The following is a 23,101-nucleotide window of genomic DNA, read 5'->3' on the forward strand; positions in this document are numbered from 1 at the left end:
ACAAGTGGTGTTCACTCACGGCTATCCACAGCCCCGGGTTCACGGCTTCCTTTCCAGCGCCGGGCGCAGCAGGATCGATCGGTATGGGGGAACAAATACACATCATCCGTCGGCCAGAGCAACTGTCGACAGGTCGTACCGATTCCGAGATCCGGCAGGCCTGCGCGAGTGGAAACTGGTCCAGAATCCATCGCGGTGCCTACGTACCCAGCGACCACCTGTCACGCCTCGGCGCCTACGGGCTACATCGATTGCGCGTCGAGGCTGTGGCCGGTACCGCTTCGGCACATGCAGCGGTCAGCCACATCTCGGCAGCGGTGGTGCACGGCTTCGAACTCTGGAACACTCCGCTCGAAGTTGTGCACCTCTCTCGGGACCGACGAGGCGGTGGCCGTAAATCCGCTCGACGACACGTGCACTCGGTATCGTTCACCGACGACGAGGTCACCCACGTCGACGGCCTGCGCGTCACGACTCCGGCACGAACTGTTGCGGATCTCGCGAGGACGCTCCCTTTCGAACCGGCTCTCGTGGTGGGCAATTCAGCGTTGCACCGTTCAGCGTTGACCAAAGATGCAGTTGCGGCCTCGCTTGCACTCAGCCCGAACCATCCGCGCCATCGACATGCGCTCCACGCGCTCACCGCGATGGACTCGCGCATCGAAAGCGTCGGTGAATCACGGAGCCTCGCATTGTTCCTGCAGGAGCACTTACCACTCCCCGAACCCCAGGTCGAAATCCACGACGCTCGAGGGTTGGCCGGCCGCGTCGACTTCCTGTGGCGTGAGCAGCGCACCATCGGAGAGTTCGACGGCCGCATCAAATACGGCCGACTGGTGCCCGCCGGGCGCAGCGCCGAGGACGTGCTCTGGAACGAGAAGCTCCGCGAAGACCGACTCCGTGACGCGGGGTGGGAAGTCGCGAGGTGGACGTGGGCCGACCTGTCGACCCCGTCACTGGTGGCAGGTCGGATCCTCGCGGCCTTTGCGCGCAGCCGCGGGGCCGTCAGCTACTGATCGCAGGCTTCCACAGCTCGAGCGTCGCAATGCCGGGTGGGGTGAATCCGAGCACCTGCCCGTAGAAGGACAGCTCGGCGTTGCGTGAGCTGATGATGGTCGACTGCTTGCGGAATCCGTGAGATTCACCCTCGTAGGCCAGGTAGGCATGCGGAATACCCTTGGTCACCAGAGCATCCCGGAATCGCTCCGCCTGCGAAGGTGGCACGATCGGATCGTCGAGACCCTGGAGCAGCAACACCGGGCAGTTCAACCCGTCGACGTTGTTGAGCGGAGCACGTTCCGCGTACAGGTCGGCAGATTCCGGCAGCGGGCCGATCAAACCGTCGACATAGCGCGATTCGAAATCGTGAGTTTCCTGCACGAACAGGTCCAGTTCGGCCACGCCGAAATAGGAAGCACCACAAGCGAACACGTCGGACGTCGTCAGTGCGGCCAGAACGGTCCATCCACCGGCAGATCCGCCTTCGATGGCAAGGCGGGCCGGATCGGCAAGCCCTTGCTCAGCCAACCCGGTGACGGCGGTGACGACGTCCTGCACGTCGACGACACCCCACTGTCCGCGCAGCCGGTTGCGGTACTCACGTCCGTAGCCGGTCGACCCGCCGTAATTCACATCGACGACGCCGATTCCGCGGCTGGTGAAGAAGGCGTAGACGAGGTTGAGGGCCGGGGCGACGTGCGCCGTCGGCCCACCGTGAACAAACGCAACGTATGGCGGCAGTTCGCCGTCGAGTCCTTTGTATCGCGGACTGCGCGGCGGATACGCAACGGCGTGAACTTCTCGCCCGTGTCCGTGAGCCACGACAGCTCGCGCTTCCGGAAGGTATGCAGACTCGGGCAATTCTTCGACCGACGAACGGATTTCGGTGAGTTCGCCGGTACCGAGGTCGAACTCGCGTAACGCGCCCGCCAGTTTCGCGCCTCCCGAGGTGAGCAGCAACCGATCGCCGCGAACCTGCATGAGGCCGATGCTGGTGACACCCGGGATCGCGATGTCGCGCAGTTCCCCCGACGCCGGATCGAGTACCGCCAGCGTGTCGGTTCCCACCGTGCGTGCGGTGAGAAGGTGCCCGTTGTCGAGTTCGACGAACCAGCGCGCACCGAAGCGCCACTGTGGGCCACCGAAATCCGCATTCACCGGGCAGATCGGGGTGATCTTGCCGCCGACTCGATAGATGTTCCACCAGCCGCTGCGATCACTGATTGCGTAGAGTTCGTCGTCGGTGATCCACTCCGGTTGCAGGACGGACTCTTCAAGTCCGCCGATCAGCACGGAGTAGTTCTGAGCGACGCCGTCGACGAGTGGAGCTACCCGCAGTTCGGTACCGTCCCAGGGCATTTGCGGATGGTTCCACGCGATCCAGGCTATTTTGGTTCCACTCGGCGAAAGCCTCGGTGACGAGAGGAAGTCCGAGCCGCCGACGATCGAGCGAACCTTGCCGGAACCGTCCAGCGGAATCGCGCAGATATCGCGAGTGATCGCCCCGCCCTCCGCGTGCGCTTCCCGAACCGCCCACACCTCACCGTTCACGATCTGCAGGTCTGCGTATCGCAACGCGGCCGGCGACGCGGGTTCAGGCGTCAGAGCCCGCGGAGTGACTCCTTCGAGGATGTACACCCGTTGATCGGAGAATTCACTGAAGACCAGTTTTCCGGACTCGGTGACGGTCCAGGCGCCACCGCCGTACTCGTGAACCCTGGTCCGGGCGTTCCACGGCGCGGGGAGGATGTCGACGGGTTGGTTGTCGAGACCGGATCGACGGATCGATGTCCGACCACCCTCGGTCGGACGAAGTTCAGCCCACCAGATCTCGTCACCGACGTATCGTCCACCCTCGACAGGGTGGCCACCTGCAGCCAGATCCGCTGCTCCGATCGGAGAAGTCCACGATCCGTACGGGGCTGCAATCTGCTCGCTGGGGGTCATCGCTCGACAATAGCCAACTGGTCGCGCGACACGGTCCCCGACAATGCACTTGCACAGTGGTGGAATCATGTAACTCGTGAGCACACCAGAACCCGTCCGCCATCGTCAGCCGCAGCGCGAGCTGGAGCAGTCGTCGAAGCTCCAGAACGTCCTGTACGAAATCCGTGGGCCGGTGCACGCGCATGCCGCCCGGTTGGAGGCGGAAGGACACCGGATCCTCAAGCTCAACATCGGCAACCCGGCACCGTTCGGATTCGATGCTCCCGATGTGATCATGCGCGACATGATCGCCGCCCTGCCCTATGCGCAGGGCTATTCGGAGTCGAAGGGCATTCTGTCGGCGCGGCGCGCAATCGTGACGCGTTACGAGCTGGTTCCCGGCTTCCCCGAGCTCGACGTCGACAACATCTACCTCGGTAACGGTGTTTCCGAGCTGATCACGATGACCATGCAGGCCCTCCTCAACAACGGCGACGAGGTTCTGATCCCAGCGCCCGACTACCCGCTGTGGACTGCGATGACGAGCTTGTCCGGAGGCACGCCCGTCCACTATCTCTGCGACGAGGCCAACGACTGGAATCCCGATATCGCCGATATCGAATCCAAGATCACCGACAAGACCAAGGCTCTCCTCGTCATCAACCCGAACAACCCCACGGGTGCGGTGTACTCCATGGAGGTTCTGCAGCAGTTGGTCGATCTGGCACGCAAGCATCAGCTTCTGCTGCTCGCCGACGAGATCTACGACAAGATCCTCTACGACGACGCAAAGCACATCTCGCTGGCAACGCTTGCCCCTGATCTGCTGTGCCTGACGTTCAACGGCCTCTCGAAGGCCTACCGCGTCGCCGGCTACCGCTCCGGCTGGGTGGCGATCACGGGCCCGAAGGATCACGCCGCCGGCTTCCTCGAGGGACTCGACCTCTTGGCGTCGACCCGCCTGTGCCCCAACGTCCCCGGACAGCACGCCATTCAGGTCGCCCTCGGCGGACACCAGAGCATCGAAGACCTGATCCTGCCCGGCGGTCGCCTGCTCGAGCAGCGCGACGTCGCGTGGGAGCGATTGAACATGATTCCGGGTGTTTCGTGTGTGAAACCCCGCGGTGCGCTCTACGCGTTCCCTCGTCTGGATCCGAACGTCTACGAGATCCACGACGACGAGAAGTTGGTTCAGGACCTGCTTCTCCAGGAGAAGATCCTGATGGTTCAAGGCACCGGGTTCAACTGGCCGAACCACGATCACCTTCGGATCGTCACCCTTCCGTGGGCCCGGGATCTCGCCGTGGCCATCGAGCGATTCGGCAACTTCCTCACCAGTTACAAGCAGTGATTTCGGCCCGTCGAATCGGGCAAAATCAGGTAAACAATTCGTTGTACAAATACCCCGTAAACGTAAAAGTGCGGGGTATTTGTGAGACCTTCGTCACAACATTCGCATACCAGGCGGTTTGATTGACACTTTAACTATTTAGTGACCTGCCCTGATGCGAAAACGGTCCAACCGGTACGTGATTCGTCGTGAAATTGGTAGTTGGACAACGCGCCAAACCCGATTGAAATTGGGTACATTGGTTATCAGCACTTCGGTGCCGCGAGCACCTGGTATCCCTCCCCCCCCTGTGGATACCAGGTTGGTGGCGGGGACAACCCCCCCTGTTCCCCGCCACCCAGCTCGACCAATCCCAGTTTCGCCTCTTTCCCGGAAATCATCTGTGCCGACGCTGTCGTCGATCGACACTATCCACAGAAGCTGACCATTCGCTTCGGAGCCGATAACATTGCACCGGTGCAAATCCCCAGTCCGACACTCAGTTTCCGATGAGTCACGGCCACGGCCACGGTGGCCCCATTCAGATCGGCCCCACCGCATCACGCGTCGTCATAGGCTTGCTCGTCGTCATCGGCATGGTTGTCGTCGCGGCAGCTATCGCGCTGTGGCCGGACAAGAACACCATTCCCGTCCCGCTCCCCTTTCAGAATGCCGACGGCAGTTCGGTGGAGACCGAGGCGGGCACCGTCACGATGCAGGATCTCGGCGACTGCGGAAGTTCCTCCGCAGGAAGGGTATTCGTCGGTGCACCGCAACCGCCACCCACCTCCGCCTATCAGTGCCAGCGCAGTATCGTCGATATCGAGTCCGGGCCGAATGCCGGAACGAAGACACTCCTCGAGATCATCCCGGGTGCCGGACAACCGGATCTACGGGTCGGTGACCACATTCGCCTGGTGCGTCAGACCGACCCGAACGGAAACACGCAGTACTCCTTCGAAGACTATTCGCGTGGTCTCCCACTGGCGCTGATCGTCATCGCGTTCGCCGTCGTCATCATCGCCGTTGCGCGGTGGCGCGGACTGCGCGCACTCGTCGGTCTGGTGATCGCCTTCGGCGTCGTCGTCGGGTTTCTCCTGCCCGCATTGCTCGACGGTAAGCCTGCGATACCGGTTGCACTGGTCGCCGGCGCGGTGATCTTGTACGCGGTTCTCTATCTGGCGCACGGTGTCTCACTCAAGACCAGTTCGGCTTTGCTCGGCACCCTTGCCGCGATGGTGCTCGCTGCCGTTCTCTCCTACCTCTGTATCGAACTGACGCACCTCACCGGGCTGTCCGAAGAGCAGAACACCAATGTGCAGACATACATCGAGCACATCGACATCACGGGCCTGCTGCTGGCGGGCTTCATCATCGGATCGCTCGGTGTTCTCAACGACGTCACCATCACCCAGGCATCTTCGGCGTTCGAGTTGGCCGAACTCGACAAGCACGCACCCCGCCGAAAGGTGTTCAGCGGGGCGATGCGGGTCGGACGCGATCACATCGCCAGCACGGTCTACACCTTGGTTCTCGCGTACGCCGGCGGGGCGTTGCCACTGCTTCTGCTTTTCAGCGTCAGCGGTCGCCCTCTTCAGGACGTCCTGGTCGGTGACGCTGTAGCGATCGAAATCGTACGGTCCGCGGTCGGCGGGATTGCTCTGGCGCTATCTGTTCCGCTCACTACTGCTATCGCCGTGATTCTGGCTCGCCCACCCGGTAGTGCGGTCAAGGCCGGCCCCACGTCAGGCGGCCGACACTCCAAACGCTGAAAGCGAGCCTCAGAGTCCGGGAATCGGTGGGAGAACCGGTAACAGAATCGGCGGAAGCCCCGGAATGTAGATCGCGGGCGGTGGCGGCGCGGGAGCGGGCGCGGGCGGCACGTAAGTGTCCTGCACGACTGGCGGAGCCTCGACGACCGGAGGGGCTTCCTCCGTCGTCGTCGGGGGCGGGGTCGTTGTGGTCGTAGGCGGCGGGGTAGTCGTGGTCGTCGGCGGCGGCGTAGTCACCTCGGTTGCCACAGGTCCGGCATCCTCGGAATCGAAGACCTTTCCTCCGTAGCCCAATCCCAACCCCACGATCACGATCGCCGCGATCACACCGGCGCCGAGGCCCGCGAACCGTAGCGGGTTTCTCGGCTCTTTGGATGTCGATTCGACGGGTTGTGTCCCGGCGAGCCAGGACGGGTGTGCGGTTCCTGCCCCGGGTGCCTCGCCTTCGTACATCGCCGAGTACGCCTGGGCGTCAACCATCACAGCCTCGGTGTCGGCGTCATGTTCTGTGCCGAATCCGTCCGTGGCCTGGTCGCTGTCGGCGACCGCGAGATTTGCGGCCGGATCGAATCGTTGCTCGTGTCGGTTCGGTCGCGGCTGAGGCAGTTCCGCCGCGTAAGGGCTCGGCACCTGTTCCTGCGGAACGGACTTCGTGCCGGAAGCGGCTTCGGACAAGGCATTCGGCCGCTCCGATTCCGCGAGCGTTGCCACCCCTCCGTGGCTGAACGCCTGAACCGGAACGGGTACCTCCGCCGGGGTGTGGATCGGATACGGCGCAAAGATCGGCGCTACAGCCGGAACCTGAACCGGGGCAGATACCGCGCGCGCCGATGGCGTCATCGACGACTCCGCGATCAGCGCAGCGCCTTGCGCAGTCACGAGTTCCGGCTGCTCGGGCGCGATGAGGGGGCACTCCAGCCACGCGGCGAGGGTCGCCCGCACGATCGGAATGCGTGCACCGCCACCGATCAGGAGAATCGCGTCGGGGTTACGGCCGGACGTTGCGATGACCTCTCGTATCTCGCGTGCGAAGGCCTCCACCGACGTGACGACCAACGAATCGAAGACTTCCCGCGACAGCAGGAGAAGCCCGCCGGGCCCGGGCAGGCACACCGCACTTCGTGAGGACAGCTGTTCCTTCGCGAGTCGGCATCGCGCCTGCAGTTCGGCATCGCCACCCGGGTCGGCCGGCGTAGCTATACGGCGACGCACGGTCTGATCCGAGTAGACGAGCTCGTCGAAGTGATCTCCGCTGACCCGCGTCGACCGGGCGGTGACGACGGTAGACCGCATCTGCCTGTCCACAATGCTGATCGTCGATCCAGAACTACCGATGTCGACGACGACGAGTGTGCTCTGGTCGGTCAGCGCGCCGGACTCCTCGAGCATTCGAAGCGTCGCGACTACTTCGGGAACCAGCTCGAAGTTGTCGATGCCTTTCTGTTCGAACGCTGATTGGAGTGCGCCGGCCTGCGCTTGATCCCGGTAGGCGACGACCGTATTGCTGCCGAGATCGGCATTCTCGGTCAAAGCCACGCCGGTTGCCTCCGCTGCGACTTCCTCCGGAATCTCACGACCGCGATCGACCGCTCTGGATCGGAACACCGGACCACTGTGGTCGGGCGTCCCCGGGCGCGCCAAACGCACAGCGCTGGCTCCCACCGTCACACCCAAAACCAAGTTCATGATCCACCTTCGTCGACCGGCGACGGGTTCCGTCAGCAGACCCCGTCATTCCCCGGCCGGAAGTCTACCCACTGGGCATGGTCTGCGAGGTTCGCGCATCTCACCTAAGGCCTTCTCGCAGCTATTTTTTCGCAACCTGGACGGTCGACCTACCGCCCCAATCCGCGGTAGTTCCAACCGGCGCCGCGCCACAGGTCCGGATCGAGGCAATTTCTGGCGTCAACGATCACCCGCCGCCGAACGAGTGGTTCCAAATCGCCGGGCACGAGTGAGGCGAACTCGTCCCATTCCGTGGCGATCAAGACCACATCAGCATTTCTGCAAGCTTCTGACGTGGAGGTTGCATAGTGAAGGGTGGGAAACAGTCGGCGAGAATTGTCCATGGCCTTCGGATCGAAAACGGTGACCGCTGCCCCGTGCAACTGCATCATTCCGGCAACGTTGAGCGCGGGCGAATCGCGCACATCGTCGGATTCGGGCTTGAACGCGGCCCCCAGAACCGAGACGTTAGCTCCCAGCAAACTGCCTTCGCAGGCTGCCGTCACCAGTTCCACAGCTTTTGTGCGTCGTCGCATGTTGATGCTGTCTACCTCGCGGAGGAAGTACAGAGCCTGGTCGACACCCAATTCCCCGGCGCGTGCCATGAACGCCCGAATGTCCTTCGGCAGGCACCCACCGCCGAACCCCAAGCCCGCATTGAGGAACCGCCTACCGATCCGAGCGTCGTATCCGAGAGCGTCGGCCAACATCGTGACGTCGGCGCCGGTCGCCTCGCACACCTCCGCAATCGCATTGATGAAGGACACCTTGGTCGCGAGAAACGCGTTCGCAGATCCCTTGACCAACTCGGACGTCGCCAGATCGGTCACGAGGAACGGCACCCCCGCGCCCAGTATCTCGGCATACACCTCGCGAAGAACGCCTTCGGCGTTTCCCGGCCGGTCACGATCGATCCCCAGAACCAACCGGTCAGGGCTCAAGGTATCCGCGATCGCGTGTCCTTCACGCAGGAACTCCGGATTCCAGGCCACCTCTACCGAGCCACCCGCCGGCGAATTCGCTCGGAGTCGCTCGCCGAGCGCCGCTGCCGTGCCTACCGGCACCGTCGACTTCCCGACTATCAGCGAAGGCTTTCGCAACAACGGCGCCAACATGTCGATCACCGAATGAACATGACTGAGATCTGCGGCGTACTCCCCCTTCTTCTGGGGCGTCCCCACACCGACAAAATGGATGTCGGCAAAATCCGCGGCATCGGCGTAGGAAGTCGTGAACTGCAGCCGACCCGACGCCAGATTCTTCTCGAGCATGTCGGTCAGACCCGGCTCGAAGAACGGGACCTCCCCACGAGACAACTTGTCGACCTTGGACTGGTCGATGTCGACTCCCAGCACGTCGTGACCAAGTTCGGCCATACACACTGCGTGGGTCGACCCCAGGTATCCCGTTCCGAACACGGTCATCTTCATGTGTAGTTGGTATGCGTCCGAACTTTCCGAAACGCGTACGCCAGGTGGGCGCGAAACCAACATCGGGCGTACGACGAGTGCGTCGCGCGTGCAACCTATGCTTCTGCCATGCACGTTCTCTTCGTTTGTACGGGAAACATCTGCCGATCACCCACTGGCGAACGCCTTGCACGTGCTTATGCCGCCGAAGCCGGAGTTTCCGGATTCACCGCGTCGAGTGCCGGAACCCGGGCGATGGTCGGACACCCGATCGAGCCGACTGCTGCGAGGGTTCTCGCGGGGCTCGGCGGCGACCCCACGGAGTTTCAAGCCCGACGCATGACAACAGCGCTGGCCTCGGACGCCGACCTCATTCTCACGATGACCGAAAGTCAGCGAGACAAAGTCCTGGCGATGGCTCCGGCGCGGCTCAAGCGCACGTTCACACTTCGAGAAGCCGCACGGTTGAGCTCGCTCGCAGATGCACGAACTGTCGAGGACCTCGCCGCCGCCAGGCCCCGATTTCGTGCCGCCGAACCCGAGGACGTCATGGATCCGATGGGTAAGGAAGAGAACGTGTTTCACGAGATCGGACTTGAGATCGCCGATCTCCTCGGCCCGCTGCTCAGCCGACTTCGCTTCGGTGAGCGCTGAGCGCGGGCACCGCGGTCAACTGCGGTAGCGACTTGTCCGACTCGTAGTAGTAGCTGTACTCGTAGGCATTGCGTCCGCGAGACGGCGTCATCGTGATGACAGTGCCCAGGACGTGTGCACCCACACTCTGTAGGTTTCCGACCGCGCGCGCCAGTTGATCGCGCTTCGTGGAGCCGTGTCGGGCGATCACCAGGGCACCGTCCGACATCGCGGCCAGGACCGCGGCATCCGTGACGGGTAGCAACGGCGAGGCGTCGATGATGACGTAGTCGTATCGCGCCCGCAGTTCATCGAGAACATGTTTGGCCGTGTCCGTGCCGAGTAGTTCGCTCGGGTTCGGCGGGATCGGTCCGGAGGCGAGCACTGTCAGCCCGTCGAATTCGGTCGGCTGAAGCACATCGTCCAGCGTCGCTTGACCGGAGAGCACCGAACTGACGCCGACGCTTCCGATCAACCCCAGATACTTCGACACTCGCGGCTTCCGGAGGTCGCCTTCCATCAGGCACACTGATTTACCGGCCTCCGCCAAGACAAGAGCGATGTTCACGGCGGTCGTCGTCTTACCCTCGGAGGGAAGCGAACTCGTGACGACAATGACACGCGGTGGATGATCCACCTCGAGGAACTGAAGGTTGGTGCGCAATTCACGGAAGGCTTCGGCACTCACGGAATTTCCGTCACTGAAAGTGATCGCATGGTTGACTTCGACGACTTTGTCGAACGGGATCGTGCCCACCATCGCCGCACCCGCAATCTCTTCCACCGTTCGACGATCCTTCACCGTGTTGTCGAGTCGATCGCGAATCAACGCAAGCGCGATTCCCGACACCAGTCCCGCCACTGCTCCGAGAGCGAGATTGCGCGAAGTCTTGGGCGAAACGGGAACAGACGGCTCTTGGGCCTGTTGCTCGACGACCACACGTGCAGGCGGCGTTCCGCCGTTCTCGGGTGTCTCCAGTTCCTTTGCCAGTGCGACGAATTCGGACGACAGAGTATTTGCGATCTCTCGCGCGAGCTCCGGTGAAGGATCCTTGACTCCGAGGTCGATCAACACAGTGTCGGGCGCCGACGTCGCAGTGACCTTGGAGGCCAACTCTTCAGCCGACATCCCGCCGACCACCCTCGGTCCCAGTTCGTCGATCGTCCGCTGCGCAAGTGTCCGGCCGGTCAGGAGTTTTGTATAGGACAGAACTCGCTGCTGTGAAAGTTGACTGCCCTGCAGTGCCTCGTTCACCGAGGTACCCGCCGACGTCGAAACGAACAGCCTCGTCGAGGCCTGGTAAACGGGCGTCGAAAGAAGAGAAGCGCAAAGGGCTCCCAGGATTCCGAGCACGGTTACAGCAGCGACTATTCGCCATCTGGCTTGCAATATCTTCAGGTAGTCGACAATTTCCATCTTGATGTCTCCTTCGGCTCACGCATGTCCACTGCGGGTCTGAGCGGTCTTTGCCGGTCAGACCGCGAGGGCGAACCGGGCTTTCTCAACTTCGATATCGATCAGCTGCGACGGACGAAACGTCCTGTTTTCACGGGCGTCCCAGTCCGCGGTAGTTCCAACCTGCGCCGCGCCACTCGTCGGGGGAAAGGCAATTGCGCCCGTCGACGATCACCTTCTTGCGAACCACTGCATCGAGATCGGACGGCTGCAACTTCAAAAATTCGGGCCACTCGGTCAACACCAGGACGACATCGGCGCCTTCGCACGCCTCCAACGCATTTGCCGAATAGGTCAACGTCGGGAACAGCGCACGCGAATTGTCCATGGCCTTCGGGTCGTACACGTTCACTGCTGCGCCTTGAAGCTGAATCTGACCCGCGACGTTGAGCGCCGGCGAATCACGAACGTCGTCCGAGTCCGGTTTGAACGCGGCACCCAGAACTGCGACTCTCGCACCGAGAAGCGATCCGCATGCCTCCCGCGCCAGTTCGACCATGCGTGTCCGTCTGCGCATGTTGATGTTGTCGACTTCGCGTAGGAACGTCAGTGCTTGGTCGGCACCGAGTTCACCGGCACGAGCCATGAAGGCACGGATGTCCTTGGGTAGGCAACCGCCGCCGAAACCAATTCCCGCGTTGAGGAATCGACGTCCGATCCGAACGTCGTACCCGATCGCGTCGGCGAGCACTGTGACGTCGGCGCCAGCAGCCTCGCACACTTCGGAAATCGCGTTGATGAACGAGATTTTCGTGGCCAGGAATGCATTCGCTGACGCTTTGACCAACTCGGCCGTAGCGAGGTCCGTGACGAGAAAGGGAATTCCCTCATCGAGGAGGTCTGCATAAACCTCGCGCGCAGCGGATTCCGCGCGACCGTGTCGACCGCGGTCGACCCCGAGCACCAGACGATCTGGATGCAATGTGTCCTGGACGGCAAACCCCTCGCGCAGAAACTCGGGATTCCATGCGACTTCGACGCCGTCACCAACCGGTGCCAGTTCCCGCGCGCGCTTACCGAGCCGTTCCGCGGTTCCCACCGGCACCGTGGACTTCCCGAAGATGACCGCGGGTTTGGTGAGCAGCGGTGCCAAAGTTTCGATCACGGCATCCACGTAGACCATGTCAGCGGCGAACTCACCCTTCTTCTGCGGCGTACCGACCCCGAGGAAGAACACGTCCGCAAATTCAGCGGCTTCCTCGTAAGACGACGTGAACTTCAGCCTTCCTCGATCGATGTTTCGTCGTAGGACCTCGCCCAAACCTGGCTCGTAGAAAGGAACTTCCCCTGCTGCCAGTTTCTCCAGCTTGGCCGCGTCGACATCCACTCCGAGGACCTCGTGACCGAGTTCGGCCATACACGCCGCGTGTGTCGCGCCCAGGTATCCCGTGCCGAAAACTGCTATGCGAGTGCTCATGTTGCTCGATCTGCTTTCTCGACAGTGTGTGAAGTGTTGATGGGATGGGTAATTCAGGTGCGTACGGCACCGATGTTGTCTCGGTACCACGAGACCGTCGACGCGATTCCCTCGCGCAATCCGATTGTCGGCCGCCATCCGAGTTCACGAATCATGCTCACGTCCAAAAGTTTCTGCATTGTTCCGTCAGGCTTCGAGGTGTCCCACCGCGTCTCGCCGGTGTATCCGACCTCGTCGGCGACCATCGAAGCGATCTCACGAATTGTGTGGTCCTCGCCGGTTCCCACGTTGACGTGCGATGCACCGTCGTAGTTGTCGAGCAGATGCAGACACGCCGACGCCAGATCGTCGACATGCAGAAATTCACGGCGAGGATTGCCACTCCCCCAGTTGACAACCAACGGCGCTGCGGACGACTGCGCCTCGTCGTAACGCCGAACGAGGGCGGGAAGTACATGCGATCCACGCGGCGAGAAATTGTCTCCCGGGCCGTACAGGTTGGTGGGCATCGCCGAGATCCAGGATCGACCATGCTGCCGCCTGGCAGCTTGAACATGGAGTATTCCCGCAATCTTTGCTATTGCATAGGCGTCGTTGGTCGGCTCGAGATGCCCGGTGAGCAGGTATTCCTCCTTGATCGGCTGCGGCGCCAATTTCGGGTAGATGCACGATGATCCGAGGAACAGGAGACGCTCGACGCCGTGTGCAAGGGCAGCGTCGAGCACGTTCACCTGGATACGGAGATTCTCCGACAGGAAGTCGACGAGGAACGTGCTGTTCGCCGCAATCCCACCAACTTTTGCTGCTGCAAGGATCACGCTGGTCGGCTTTTCGCGGGCGAAAAACTCGAAAACAGCTTCCCGCTCACGCAGATCGAGTTCGGCGGAGGTCCGTCCGAGCAACCGGGAGAAGCCGGCAGATTCCAGTTTTCGCCACACCGAAGAGCCGACCAAACCTCGGTGTCCAGCCACGTAGAACGGTGCGCCTCGATCGAGTGGTCGCGCTGCGAATGAATCACTCATCGCGTCGCCAACCAGTCGGGAAGTGCCGGAGTGTCGATCCACGGGCGCCCTTCATGTTCGAGCGCTTCGATGTCTGCCTCGACCATGATCCGGGCCAGTTCGGGTGTGTGCACGCCGGCCTTCCAACCGAGTTTGCGCTCGGCATGGCTCGGATCCCCGATCAGTGCGTCCACCTCGGTCGGCCGAAGATACCGTTCGTCGAATCGAACGTGGTTCTCCCAGTTCAGACCTGCGTGTTCGAAAGCGACTGTGAGGAAGTCGCGCACCGAGTAGTTGCCACCGGTGGCCAGCACAAAATCCTCAGGCTCGTCGACCTGCAGCATGCGCCACATTCCCTCGACATACTCCGGCGCGTACCCCCAATCGCGTATCGCATCGAGATTACCCATGTACAGATGATCCTCGATCCCGGCCTTGATACGTGCGACTGCCCGCGTGATCTTGCGCGTCACGAACGTCTCACCGCGCCTGGGGGACTCGTGATTGAACAGAATTCCGTTCACCGCGAAGATTCCGTACGCCTCACGGTAGTTCTTGGTGATCCAGTACGAGTACACCTTCGCCGCACCGTAGGGCGAGCGTGGATAGAACGGTGTCTCCTCGTTCTGCGGCGGTGGTGTGGCACCGAACATCTCAGAGCTCGACGCCTGGTAGAACCGGCAGTCGAGTCCGGCCATCCGAACCGCTTCCAGTAGTCGGATCGACCCGACACCTGTCGTGTTCCCCGTGTGTTCGGGTTCGTCGAAGCTGACTCTGACGTGAGACTGCGCAGCGAGGTTGTATACCTCGTCCGGTTTGATCTGCGCGAGCAGCGTCACCAGGCGCGCTCCGTCACTGAGGTCACCGTAGTGAAGGAAAAGCCGTGCATCCGCATGGTGGGGGTCCACATAGATGTGGTTGATCCTCGAAGTATTGAACGTCGACGATCGACGGATCAGTCCGTGAACCTCGTAGCCTTTGGAGAGCAGCAACTCGGCGAGGTAAGAGCCGTCCTGTCCCGTGATTCCGGTAATCAGTGCGCGTTTCATCCTGCGTTCCTTCCGTTGCGGGACAGCCCGCCTGATAGTTGCGAAACCACGGTTGTGGTCCGTATTCCTCCGAATCGCCCGGCAGTCTTGATCTCGCTCATGTGCGTCCCCCCGAACGGCCGAGGAACTTTCGAATGTCGCGCGATGCCAACCGAACGAATGTCGAGTTACCGAACAGGTAGCGCCGCCACAGACGTTTGGGTTCCGATGCAAGTCGATACAGCCACTCGAAACCCGAGTTCTGGACGAACGATGGTGCCTCCGAGACAGTTCCGGCCAAAAAGTCGAAGGCCGCGCCGACACCGACGGCCACGTAGTCGGTTCGATCCGCTATCGCCTTCGTGACAAAATCCTGCTTCGGAGCTCCCAAGCCGACCCACACGATGTCCGGGGCCGACGGACCGACCTTCGTGATGATGTCATCGACGAACTCCTTGCTGAACGCGGCAAACGGCGGGGCATAAGTGCCAGCCACCTCGATACCCGGATACAGCTCCTCGACTCGATCCGTCAAGAGGCTCAACGTCTCTTCTGTCGTGCCGACAAAATGGTGACGAAGGCCGTAGCGGCGCCCCTTGTCCAGGGTGGCCTCGAAGAACGACGGACCCCGGACTGGTCGAACACCGACGTGATCGGAAGCGGTGCCGCCGATCAGGCGCATCACCCAGTTGACCGGGGTTCCGTCTGCGAAGTTCACACCGGGACCCTTCAAAACCGCGGAGTAGTCGCGATCGCTGTGCGCCGCCGACACGCAGTAGGAATTCGACAACCTCACGGAGACTCCGGTTCCCGCTCCCTCTCGTCTGTCGTTGACTACCCAATCGGTTGCTCCCTCGAGATTGGTCGCGGCAAACGGAATGCCACCCACCTCGATGACCTCGAACGGACTGCTCATCTGTCTCACCACTTCTTCGAGTTCGTTTGTTGACGTTCATTGCACTGGCCGTAGCTGCGCGACAAGACCGATTTCAGCCGAGATCGAGTCCAATCACGCTGCGGTTCAAAGAAAGAAAGTTCTGTCTCGACAACCGATCGAGCGATACGAGAGGCGAGAGTCGACGCCGGAGCAACCGGGATCGCCACGGCGTTCCTACCGGCCAGTGTCGGCACACCGCCGAGATCCAAACAGACCACCGGGAGGCCCACCGCAGCTGCTTCGGCCGCCACCCAGCCGCCCGAATCGTGCATGCTCGGGAAGAGCAGAACGGAGGAGGCCCCCATCTCGCCCACCACTTCCGATCTGTCGCGCCACCCGCGAAGCGTGACCTGACCGCGCCGATACGGAAGCGACTTCTCGATCCGCCCGCGGGCGGGTCCGTCCCCGACAAAGGTCATGGACCACTCGGTGCCCAAATGCTCAAGCGCGTCCAGAATCAGGTCGATTCCTTTGTACTGCAACAGTCTTCCTACGAACAAGAGCCTTCGTTTCGGCCTGGGTACCGCTTGCTTCTCGATTCCGTCGTAGTCCAGAACACAATTGGGTTGAATGACGACGTTGCGTGCCCGCGGTGCGCCACGTCCGCTGTCGGAGTTCATCGCGATGAAAGTGTCAACTCGTCCGGCCATGAAGATATGTGTCAGTGACCGAACGGCTTTCGTCGAGCAGGTTCGAACTACCGTGGATGCCAGATACCGCACACCGACGCGCTTGGCGAGCAGCATCGGCGGGTAGGTGTTGCCCCCGGCAGGCCCCCATACGAGTCGTGCGCCGCCGGCTCCACCGAACAGCACCGGTGGAGGCAGCCAGTCGGAGGCGAACGTTGCATGGTGCAGGACGTCGAAGTTTGCCGCTTCACGCCGAACGAACACTGAAGTGCGCCAGAGCCATCGGAGGTAGCGACCGTACGATCCGGCTTCTTCCGCGGTCAAAGTCGCTATTCGCACGACACGAACTTCGCAACCGAGCTTTTCACACTCCGATTCCAATGCGGGAGCCTCACCGGAGCGAGTCACCACCGTGATCGACTCACACAGTTCGGAAGCCGCCGAGAGAAGCGCCCAACCCGCACCGGATTCACTCCCCTGATTCGGATCGCAGGCGTATGCCGTCATCAACAACCGTGTCATCGCGCTACCACCAGCCTCTGTGCGCGCGGCGTCCGAGAATCGCGGCGGCTGAATCGCTCTGAGAACCAACCAATGTTGCGTGCACCGTGGTCGAGAACCACGCGTTTGATCCGTGGACTGATCAGGGCAACGGGGATCAACGTCGCCGACGCGAGTACGAGCAGAGCGCGTTTGGCACTCTGAGCCGTCAACAGTGGCAGGTCGAGCTGTCCCTGACAGACCGCGAGGATTCGTCCGTTGTTGACATACCGGGCGAAGAGCCAGGAGTCCCGACGCCGATTCTCGTCGACGGGTTCGTACGCAAGCGCCTCGTCGCACCACAACAACCGGACACCGCCGGCGCTCATCCTGAGCGTGAACTCGGTGTCCTCGCCGCCAGGTAGATCCCAGTCGTCACTGAAGTTCAAGCCGTTCAAAGTCTTCAGGTCCAACAACAGATTTCCAGCGCCTGCAGACGCAACCGGGGTGCCGGTCGAATGGCGAACGCGAGTGTGCAATGGAAGTTCTGAGGCAGGCAGACCCACCGGAATCACAGGACCGGCCACAGCACCTGCGTCGAAATCTGCGGCGCAGGTGAGGAGATTCGACAGCCAGTCGACATCGACGTACTCGTCGTCGTCGACGAAGACGATGTAACGACGATCTCGTGCACGGGCGAGATCGACCAGCGCACGTCGCGCCGGAGATACCCCGCCAAATCCGAGATGTAGTCGTTCGATCCCGTCGGCAACATACGTCGGTGTGGTGGATTCCGGATCATTGTCGCCTACTACGACCTGGGCGGAGACACCGGAAGCCTGGATCGATGCCCGGACGCTGTCGATGCACACAGCCAGTTCCGATTCGCGACGGAAGGTCAGAATCGCCACTATGACGCCGCTGGGATTCTTCATGAGAGGTCAACTTTCGGTCGGGCGCCACGGTTCATCGAGACCAGGAGTGCGACGCTCGCGCTGACGCACGCCGACGCGGCCAATGCTCCTGCGACGTGCACGGCGCTGTCGGTCAGTCCTGCCCCGAGAACGATCAGAAACTGTAGAGGCAACAGCAAGGCTCGAAATCTGTTGAGGTTTCCCGTCTTGTCCACGACGCGGATCGACGTGCCGACTCCCAGCAGAATCCCGTTGAACGCCACCGCCAACCCGCACAGCAGAATGACCGGTATCAAGTTCGGAAAGTGCGGCCCGACCAGATGATCCATCAATCGCACTCCCGAGAGTCGAATCTCGAGCGTGAGACAGATCAGCGAAACGCAGATGATCGAAACCCAGAAGATCTGCAAGCCCACTCGGCGGCCGAGTGCCATGCACTCGCTCGGGCTCATCGCTTCGACACCACTGCCGAACTTACGCATCAGAATTGGCGAGATGCCCGCGAACATCAAGGACAGTGGACCGAGCAGTGTCTGGGCAGTTCTGATCTCACCGATCATCGATATCGACGCCACCACGGTGAGTATCAAGAACATCGCCTGCTGCGCAGCTGATCCCATCAATATCTCGATCGCAAACGGCACGGATCTATATCGGTGAGTGCGCGAGTAGCTGATCGACGGCACCGGCGGTACCAGACGCATGGATGCGTGACCGAGAGCGAGCGCGACGAAGACACCGACCGTATAGGTCACGAGTGCAAGTGTCAGATTCTCGACCAGGAAAGCTGCAATAAGGACGAACGAGAGTGTCACGATCTGTATCGACGCAGAGATCCAACTCGCTCCGTCGTGCATCAGCATCGTGCGTATCACGTCCAAAACCACGAAACCAGCTGCAGCCAAGGCGTATACCGTGAGATTCATCGAGTCCGAGCCGGCGATCAGGAACAGTGCCCACACCGATGTCACCGATACCGCCGCCAGCACGATCGTGGGTGCCAACGCCGGTCCACGCTCGTCGGACCCCGCCCCTCGCGACAGCCAGACGTCGACGCCGATCGCTCTCCCCAGTGCCAGTGCCAACAGACCCGCCGATTGAATCACGGCAACCTGGCCGACTTCGATCGGACCACCGAGTCGTGCCACCGAGGTGAGAACGACAAAAGTGAGGACGCTCGAAAGCCCTTGATCGGCCATGAATGTCACATGCCGAGTGCGATCGTTCACGATCTCACCTCGTTGATGAGCTCACGCATCGACGTCGCCGCTTTGCTCGATGTGAAGCGATTCGAGTAGTGACGATAAGCGGATCTGCGTATCGCCGATCGGTCGTCCGCTCCGAAGATTCGGTCGAGGGCCTCGCGTATCGACGACTCTTCCAAGGTATGGAGAGGCGTTCCGCCCGGTCCGACGATGTCCGCGAGTGCACCGCTGGTTGCGTAGATGACCGGGGTGCCAACCGACATCGACTCGATCGCAACCCGCCCGAACGGTTCTGCCCATTGAGACGGCACCACGGACGCCGCACTGTCGCGGAGTATCTCGATCACATCTTCGTGTGAAGTGAATCCGGCCAGCGTGACGTTGTCGAGAGCTGCGCTTATGCTGGAGATCTCGCCGTACTGCGGTCCGTCACCGAGAACTGTGAGCGAGGGACTTCCAGCGCCCTGCGGCCAGTTGCGCACCAAGTCCAGGACGCCCTTCTCCGGTGTCAGTCGGCTGACGCACACAACCGAATCAGTGCTCCGGAACTCGGGTTCATTTTCTTCGAATCCGAAGTTCGGACGAACCACGACGCGACCAGAATCGATCAGTCGTCCCTCGACCAGACGTGCTGTCATTGCGCTCGTTGCGACGAACCTGTGCTGCTTCCACCCCAAGACGCTCAGCTTGACCGCCGCAGCGCTCAGGTAGCAGACAAGGCTCTGCAGTCGGCTGTTTCCGTAGCATCCGTTGCGGACACAACTCGTGAAGTAATTGGTGGAACCGCATTCGGTGCACGTGCCATCTGCGCGCAACTTGGCTGACGGTGTGGCCAGGCGATAGTTCCGAACCGCCTGCAACGTAGGAATTGCGGCGGTTCGTGCGGCCACGAGCAACGAAGCCGAGAACGCCGGCCAGAGATTGTTCACGTAGACGATGTCCGGTCGCTCCGAACGAATGATGCGCAACGCATCGACGAGTACTCGAGGACTGAACACTGCGGTGACTGCCGCCCACGGTCCCCGGGAGATCTTGGAATTCTCGGTGGTGCACTGAACCGTCTCGTATCCGATCGACTCGAGGAGCTTGGATTCGTTCGCGAAGCTCTGCTCCTCACCACCCGGATTCCGATAGATCGCATGGAACATCAAGGCTTTCGGCGGCGTGGATCCACCGGCGGACGTCGGGTTCACTTCAGGCTTCGAACGCGCCACATCGAACGACTTGTACATCTCACTGACCTCCTCTTCGCTCCGGAGCGAACCCGTACGCACGACCCCTACGGATCGACAATTCGGCGTTGCCTGCACTGTGAGAGCGGTGCGTCGAGGGTCCGTACGGCGCCAGGAAGACCCATGCGATCAGCCACATGGCGCCGAAGAAGAGCGTCGACTCCGTCAAGTCCATCGAGAAGACGAGAACCATGATCGCGACGACGGCGATGTACTCCGTTCTGCTGCGAGCTCGCCCGAGCGCCGTGTTCAGAAGCAGGTAATAGCCGGCCAACAGCAGCAGGAATCCGATCCAACCGATCTGGAGACGAATGTCGAGCATTCCGTTGTGCGCGCTGGTCGCCGGAAAGGACAGCTTGGACCGGATCATCTGTCCGACAACGCTGTCAGGTGCCCAGACCGAGCCGAAGCCCCATCCGAGCAGGGGCCGCTGTTCGGCGTAGTACTCGGATACCGTCCAGAGATGCAGCCGGCCGGTCAACGTGACATCTCGCGAGAGTAGCGCTGCGACATCGGGTCCGAGCACCTTCATCGCGCCGGACACCCCGATGTACAGCCCGATGATCACCGTCGAGGCGAGGCGAGCGTTAGGTGTCCGTCGAAGGCACTTCAGAGCAAGCACTGTCGCCAGCGCAATCCCTGCAGCGACGAGACTGGTCTGGCTCCGGGCTTCGAACAACACGATGCCGGCAACAGCCAACGCCGCCACCCACGGAATACGCTTGACGTCGGGAAGCATGAGCATGACAGCAACAAGGACAACTTCGATCGCAGCCATTCGGCCCAAAGTATTCTTGTGCGTGAAGATTCCGCGATAGGCAACAGTGCGGGTGTCCACATCGATGCCGGTCGAAGGATCGAGGACCACGACCATCAGCGACAGCACGAGTAGTACCAGCAAGGTGACGGCCACAGTCCGCACTCGCACCGGGAAGGTCAACTCGCGGGCGACCATGATTCCCGTGATCGCCAGGCACACGATGACGATGCCGGCGACGACGGAGTTCCGGGGCAACGTCGACCAGTACCAGCTGGTTGCCGGAACGCCGGCCGCGATCAGAAGCGTGAAGACAGGCCAGGACGCGTTGCGTGAGTATCGCCGGTCGAGGAAGTAGACCAACGCGAGTGTCGCCGAGAGAACAGCCGAACCGTGTACGAGCAACGATCCGAGCGCTGTCTTCTGCGTGTAGGCCTGAAAGGCTCCGCTCGCGCCGATGACCGCGATCACCAATGCCGTTCGCAAGATCAGCGGATTGTTCGGTGCCTCATTTTCGCAAGGCGCCGGTGCCGCATTCTTGTCAGTAGGCGCCATCACTTCCCACCACCGCCTTGAGCGTCTTCGCGACGATCATGACGTCACCCATCATCGACCAGTTGTCGACGTAGGAAAGATCAAGGCGGACAGTGTCTTCCCACGACAGATCAGAACGTCCGCTGACTTGCCACAGACCGGTGACACCGGGCTTGACCAGTAGCCGGCGACTGACCGCACCGTCGTACATCTCGACCTCGCGCCGAAGCGGTGGCCGCGGTCCGACGACGCTCATCTCGCGCCGAAGAACATTGACGAACTGGGGCAACTCGTCGATCGAGTACCGACGCATGAAGCGACCGACCGTCGTCACACGCGGATCATCTCGCATCTTGAAAAGCACTCCGGCGCCTTCGTTCTCCTTCATCAGCGCCGTGACTTGAGAATCCGCATTCTGGACCATCGAGCGGAACTTGAGCATGGGGAACGGCTGCCCGTCCAACCCCATCCGCTCGGACTTGTACAGAACCGGCCCCTTGCTCGTGAGCTTGACTGCGATCGCAGCCGCCAGAAGCACCGGACTGATCACGGCGAGTACCACGGTCGAGAAGACGATGTCGAAGGTCGTCTTCGTGAACTTCTGCGCGCCGTGATAGCGCGGACGCTCGACATGGATCAGCGGAAATCCTGCGACCGGGCGCATCGACAGCCTCGGTCCGGACACATCCAGAATCCCTGGTGCAACAACAAGGTCCACATGATCGCGCTCGAGAGCCCAGGCCAACGTGCGCAGCCTTTCCGGTCCGAATCGCTCCGACGCCGTCACTGCCACCGTGTCGGCACCGACCTGTTCGATTGCGTCCGTGACACTGTGCTCATCTCCGAGCACCGGAATGTCCCGACCGTTCACTGTGACAACTTCGCCCACGTCTCCTCCGTAGCCAGGTACGCAGACTCCGACGACTCGGTATCCATGGGCATCGTCTCGCTCGAGGTTGCGTGCAAGATCGACAACCGCCCCTCGCACACCGACCACGAGTACGGCAGTTCGAAATTCACCTCGGGCTCGCTCACGAGCAATCACCCGTCGCCAGATCCAACGACTCGCGATCAAGGCGGTCAATCCCATCGGAAACGCCACGGCGAGGTACAGGCGCGCGATCTCCAGGTGAAGGAGAAGGCTGGCGATCGCAATCAGTCCGAACAGGCGGAGCGTTCCGACGGCGATCAATCGGTACTCTTCAGGGCCGCTTCCGATCACGCGAGGGGATCTGGTGCGAAATACTCTCAATACGGCGAACCAGCCGATAATCAGGGCGAAAGACAGTGCGGTGTAGCTGAAATGGCCGAATGCTTCACCGTCTACGACATCCGCGTCGCTACCGAATCGCCACCATTGAGCCAGAAACACAACTGCCGCAACAATGATCGTGTCGGTGATCGCCAGACGACGAAGATACGCAGATTGCCATTTCCTGCGTGCGGAAACTCCACCAGCCCTCTCCGGCGCTACTCGTCGGTGTTGTTGTGGCCGTTCTTTCGTGGGCGCGGCCATCTCGAGAACCGTCATGTGTTCAGAAACCTTTCCCCATGCACAAAATTCGGCCTGAAGCTGTTCGCCGGCCGAGGTCCATCGGACCGCCTTGCCGAATCCCGAAACTTCGACAGCGAAGCAACTGCTCCGCATTGCTGCGTTCAGTGCGAATGGTCGCATTACGTGCGCCTTGCAGTTAACCCGGCGACTGTTGTCAGGCCT

At 61.5% G+C, this 23,101-nt stretch carries 18 protein-coding genes; 4 read left to right on the forward strand and 14 right to left on the reverse strand.

Going from position 1 to position 23,101, the window contains the following annotated elements; translation table 11 throughout:
• The first annotated feature begins 83 nt into the window (after positions 1-83).
• A complete protein-coding gene (locus tag QMA15_RS12280) occupies positions 84-1,016 on the forward strand; it encodes a hypothetical protein (RefSeq protein WP_290284659.1) in 933 nt (310 codons plus the stop codon).
• On the opposite strand, the gene QMA15_RS12285 is transcribed toward QMA15_RS12280, so the two are convergent.
• Positions 1,006-2,946, reverse strand: a complete 1,941-nt coding sequence (locus tag QMA15_RS12285) for a prolyl oligopeptidase family serine peptidase (RefSeq protein WP_047890180.1) — start codon at positions 2,944-2,946, stop codon at positions 1,006-1,008. The two genes, QMA15_RS12280 and QMA15_RS12285, sit on opposite strands and share 11 nt — an antisense overlap.
• Before the next feature lie 76 nt (positions 2,947-3,022).
• Here QMA15_RS12285 and QMA15_RS12290 point away from each other — a divergent pair, with 76 nt between their 5' ends.
• Complete coding sequence (locus QMA15_RS12290) at positions 3,023-4,276, forward strand: pyridoxal phosphate-dependent aminotransferase (protein WP_019747413.1); 1,254 nt, start codon at positions 3,023-3,025, stop codon at positions 4,274-4,276.
• A 488-nt stretch (positions 4,277-4,764) separates the two neighbouring features.
• Entirely contained in the window at positions 4,765-6,027 is a 1,263-nt protein-coding gene (locus QMA15_RS12295) for a YibE/F family protein (RefSeq protein ID WP_019747414.1), read from the forward strand.
• A gap of 9 nt (positions 6,028-6,036) precedes the next feature.
• Here QMA15_RS12295 and QMA15_RS12300 read toward each other — a convergent pair whose 3' ends face one another.
• Both QMA15_RS12300 and QMA15_RS12305 read right to left on the reverse strand, forming a co-directional pair.
• The gene (locus QMA15_RS12300) at positions 6,037-7,713 is read right to left on the reverse strand and encodes an Hsp70 family protein (protein ID WP_279163196.1); all 1,677 of its coding nucleotides are present in this window, start codon (positions 7,711-7,713) and stop codon (positions 6,037-6,039) included.
• A gap of 149 nt (positions 7,714-7,862) precedes the next feature.
• Positions 7,863-9,182, reverse strand: coding sequence for a UDP-glucose/GDP-mannose dehydrogenase family protein (locus QMA15_RS12305; RefSeq protein WP_279163195.1), 1,320 nt, complete (start codon positions 9,180-9,182; stop codon positions 7,863-7,865).
• Between the two features lie 108 nt (positions 9,183-9,290).
• Here QMA15_RS12305 and QMA15_RS12310 point away from each other — a divergent pair, with 108 nt between their 5' ends.
• Positions 9,291-9,815 carry a protein-tyrosine-phosphatase gene (locus QMA15_RS12310; RefSeq protein ID WP_031332986.1) on the forward strand — a complete coding sequence of 175 codons (525 nt, stop codon included), beginning with the start codon at positions 9,291-9,293 and terminating at the stop codon, positions 9,813-9,815.
• Here QMA15_RS12310 and QMA15_RS12315 read toward each other — a convergent pair.
• The 11 genes from QMA15_RS12315 to QMA15_RS12365 form a co-directional block, all read right to left on the reverse strand.
• Positions 9,787-11,211 (reverse strand): polysaccharide biosynthesis tyrosine autokinase, encoded by a 1,425-nt coding sequence (locus QMA15_RS12315; protein WP_021333832.1) that lies wholly within the window; start codon positions 11,209-11,211, stop codon positions 9,787-9,789. The genes QMA15_RS12310 and QMA15_RS12315 overlap by 29 nt on opposite strands.
• Before the next feature lie 130 nt (positions 11,212-11,341).
• Positions 11,342-12,667: a UDP-glucose/GDP-mannose dehydrogenase family protein gene (locus tag QMA15_RS12320; protein WP_020968758.1), complete on the reverse strand. Its 1,326-nt coding sequence runs from the start codon at positions 12,665-12,667 to the stop codon at positions 11,342-11,344.
• Positions 12,668-12,720: 53 nt separating this feature from the next.
• Positions 12,721-13,689, reverse strand: a complete 969-nt coding sequence (locus tag QMA15_RS12325; protein WP_279163194.1) for a GDP-L-fucose synthase — start codon at positions 13,687-13,689, stop codon at positions 12,721-12,723.
• Positions 13,686-14,717 (reverse strand): GDP-mannose 4,6-dehydratase, encoded by a 1,032-nt coding sequence (gene gmd / locus QMA15_RS12330; RefSeq protein WP_019747421.1) that lies wholly within the window; start codon positions 14,715-14,717, stop codon positions 13,686-13,688. Before gmd ends, QMA15_RS12325 begins: the two co-directional genes overlap by 4 nt.
• 97 nt (positions 14,718-14,814) lie before the next feature.
• Positions 14,815-15,612, reverse strand: a complete 798-nt coding sequence (locus QMA15_RS12335; RefSeq protein ID WP_019747422.1) for a WecB/TagA/CpsF family glycosyltransferase — start codon at positions 15,610-15,612, stop codon at positions 14,815-14,817.
• A 5-nt stretch (positions 15,613-15,617) separates the two neighbouring features.
• Positions 15,618-16,784, reverse strand: a complete 1,167-nt coding sequence (locus QMA15_RS12340; protein WP_279163193.1) for a glycosyltransferase family 4 protein — start codon at positions 16,782-16,784, stop codon at positions 15,618-15,620.
• Positions 16,781-17,677, reverse strand: coding sequence for a glycosyltransferase (locus QMA15_RS12345; RefSeq protein ID WP_134998307.1), 897 nt, complete (start codon positions 17,675-17,677; stop codon positions 16,781-16,783). The genes QMA15_RS12340 and QMA15_RS12345 overlap by 4 nt, the downstream gene beginning before the upstream one ends.
• Positions 17,674-18,885, reverse strand: coding sequence for a hypothetical protein (locus QMA15_RS12350; protein ID WP_172933231.1), 1,212 nt, complete (start codon positions 18,883-18,885; stop codon positions 17,674-17,676). The genes QMA15_RS12345 and QMA15_RS12350 overlap by 4 nt, the downstream gene beginning before the upstream one ends.
• The gene (locus tag QMA15_RS12355) at positions 18,882-20,093 is read right to left on the reverse strand and encodes a glycosyltransferase family 4 protein (protein WP_021333834.1); all 1,212 of its coding nucleotides are present in this window, start codon (positions 20,091-20,093) and stop codon (positions 18,882-18,884) included. The genes QMA15_RS12350 and QMA15_RS12355 overlap by 4 nt, the downstream gene beginning before the upstream one ends.
• 1 nt (position 20,094) lies before the next feature.
• Positions 20,095-21,405 carry an O-antigen ligase family protein gene (locus QMA15_RS12360; RefSeq protein ID WP_019747427.1) on the reverse strand — a complete coding sequence of 437 codons (1,311 nt, stop codon included), beginning with the start codon at positions 21,403-21,405 and terminating at the stop codon, positions 20,095-20,097.
• On the reverse strand, positions 21,392-22,915 hold the full coding sequence (locus tag QMA15_RS12365; protein ID WP_060939111.1) for a sugar transferase: 1,524 nt from the start codon (positions 22,913-22,915) through the stop codon (positions 21,392-21,394). Before QMA15_RS12365 ends, QMA15_RS12360 begins: the two co-directional genes overlap by 14 nt.
• Between the last annotated feature and the right edge of the window lie 186 nt (positions 22,916-23,101).

Origin of the sequence: Rhodococcus sp. APC 3903, assembly GCF_030407755.1 — a bacterium.
GTDB lineage: Bacteria > Actinomycetota > Actinomycetes > Mycobacteriales > Mycobacteriaceae > Rhodococcus_F > Rhodococcus_F erythropolis.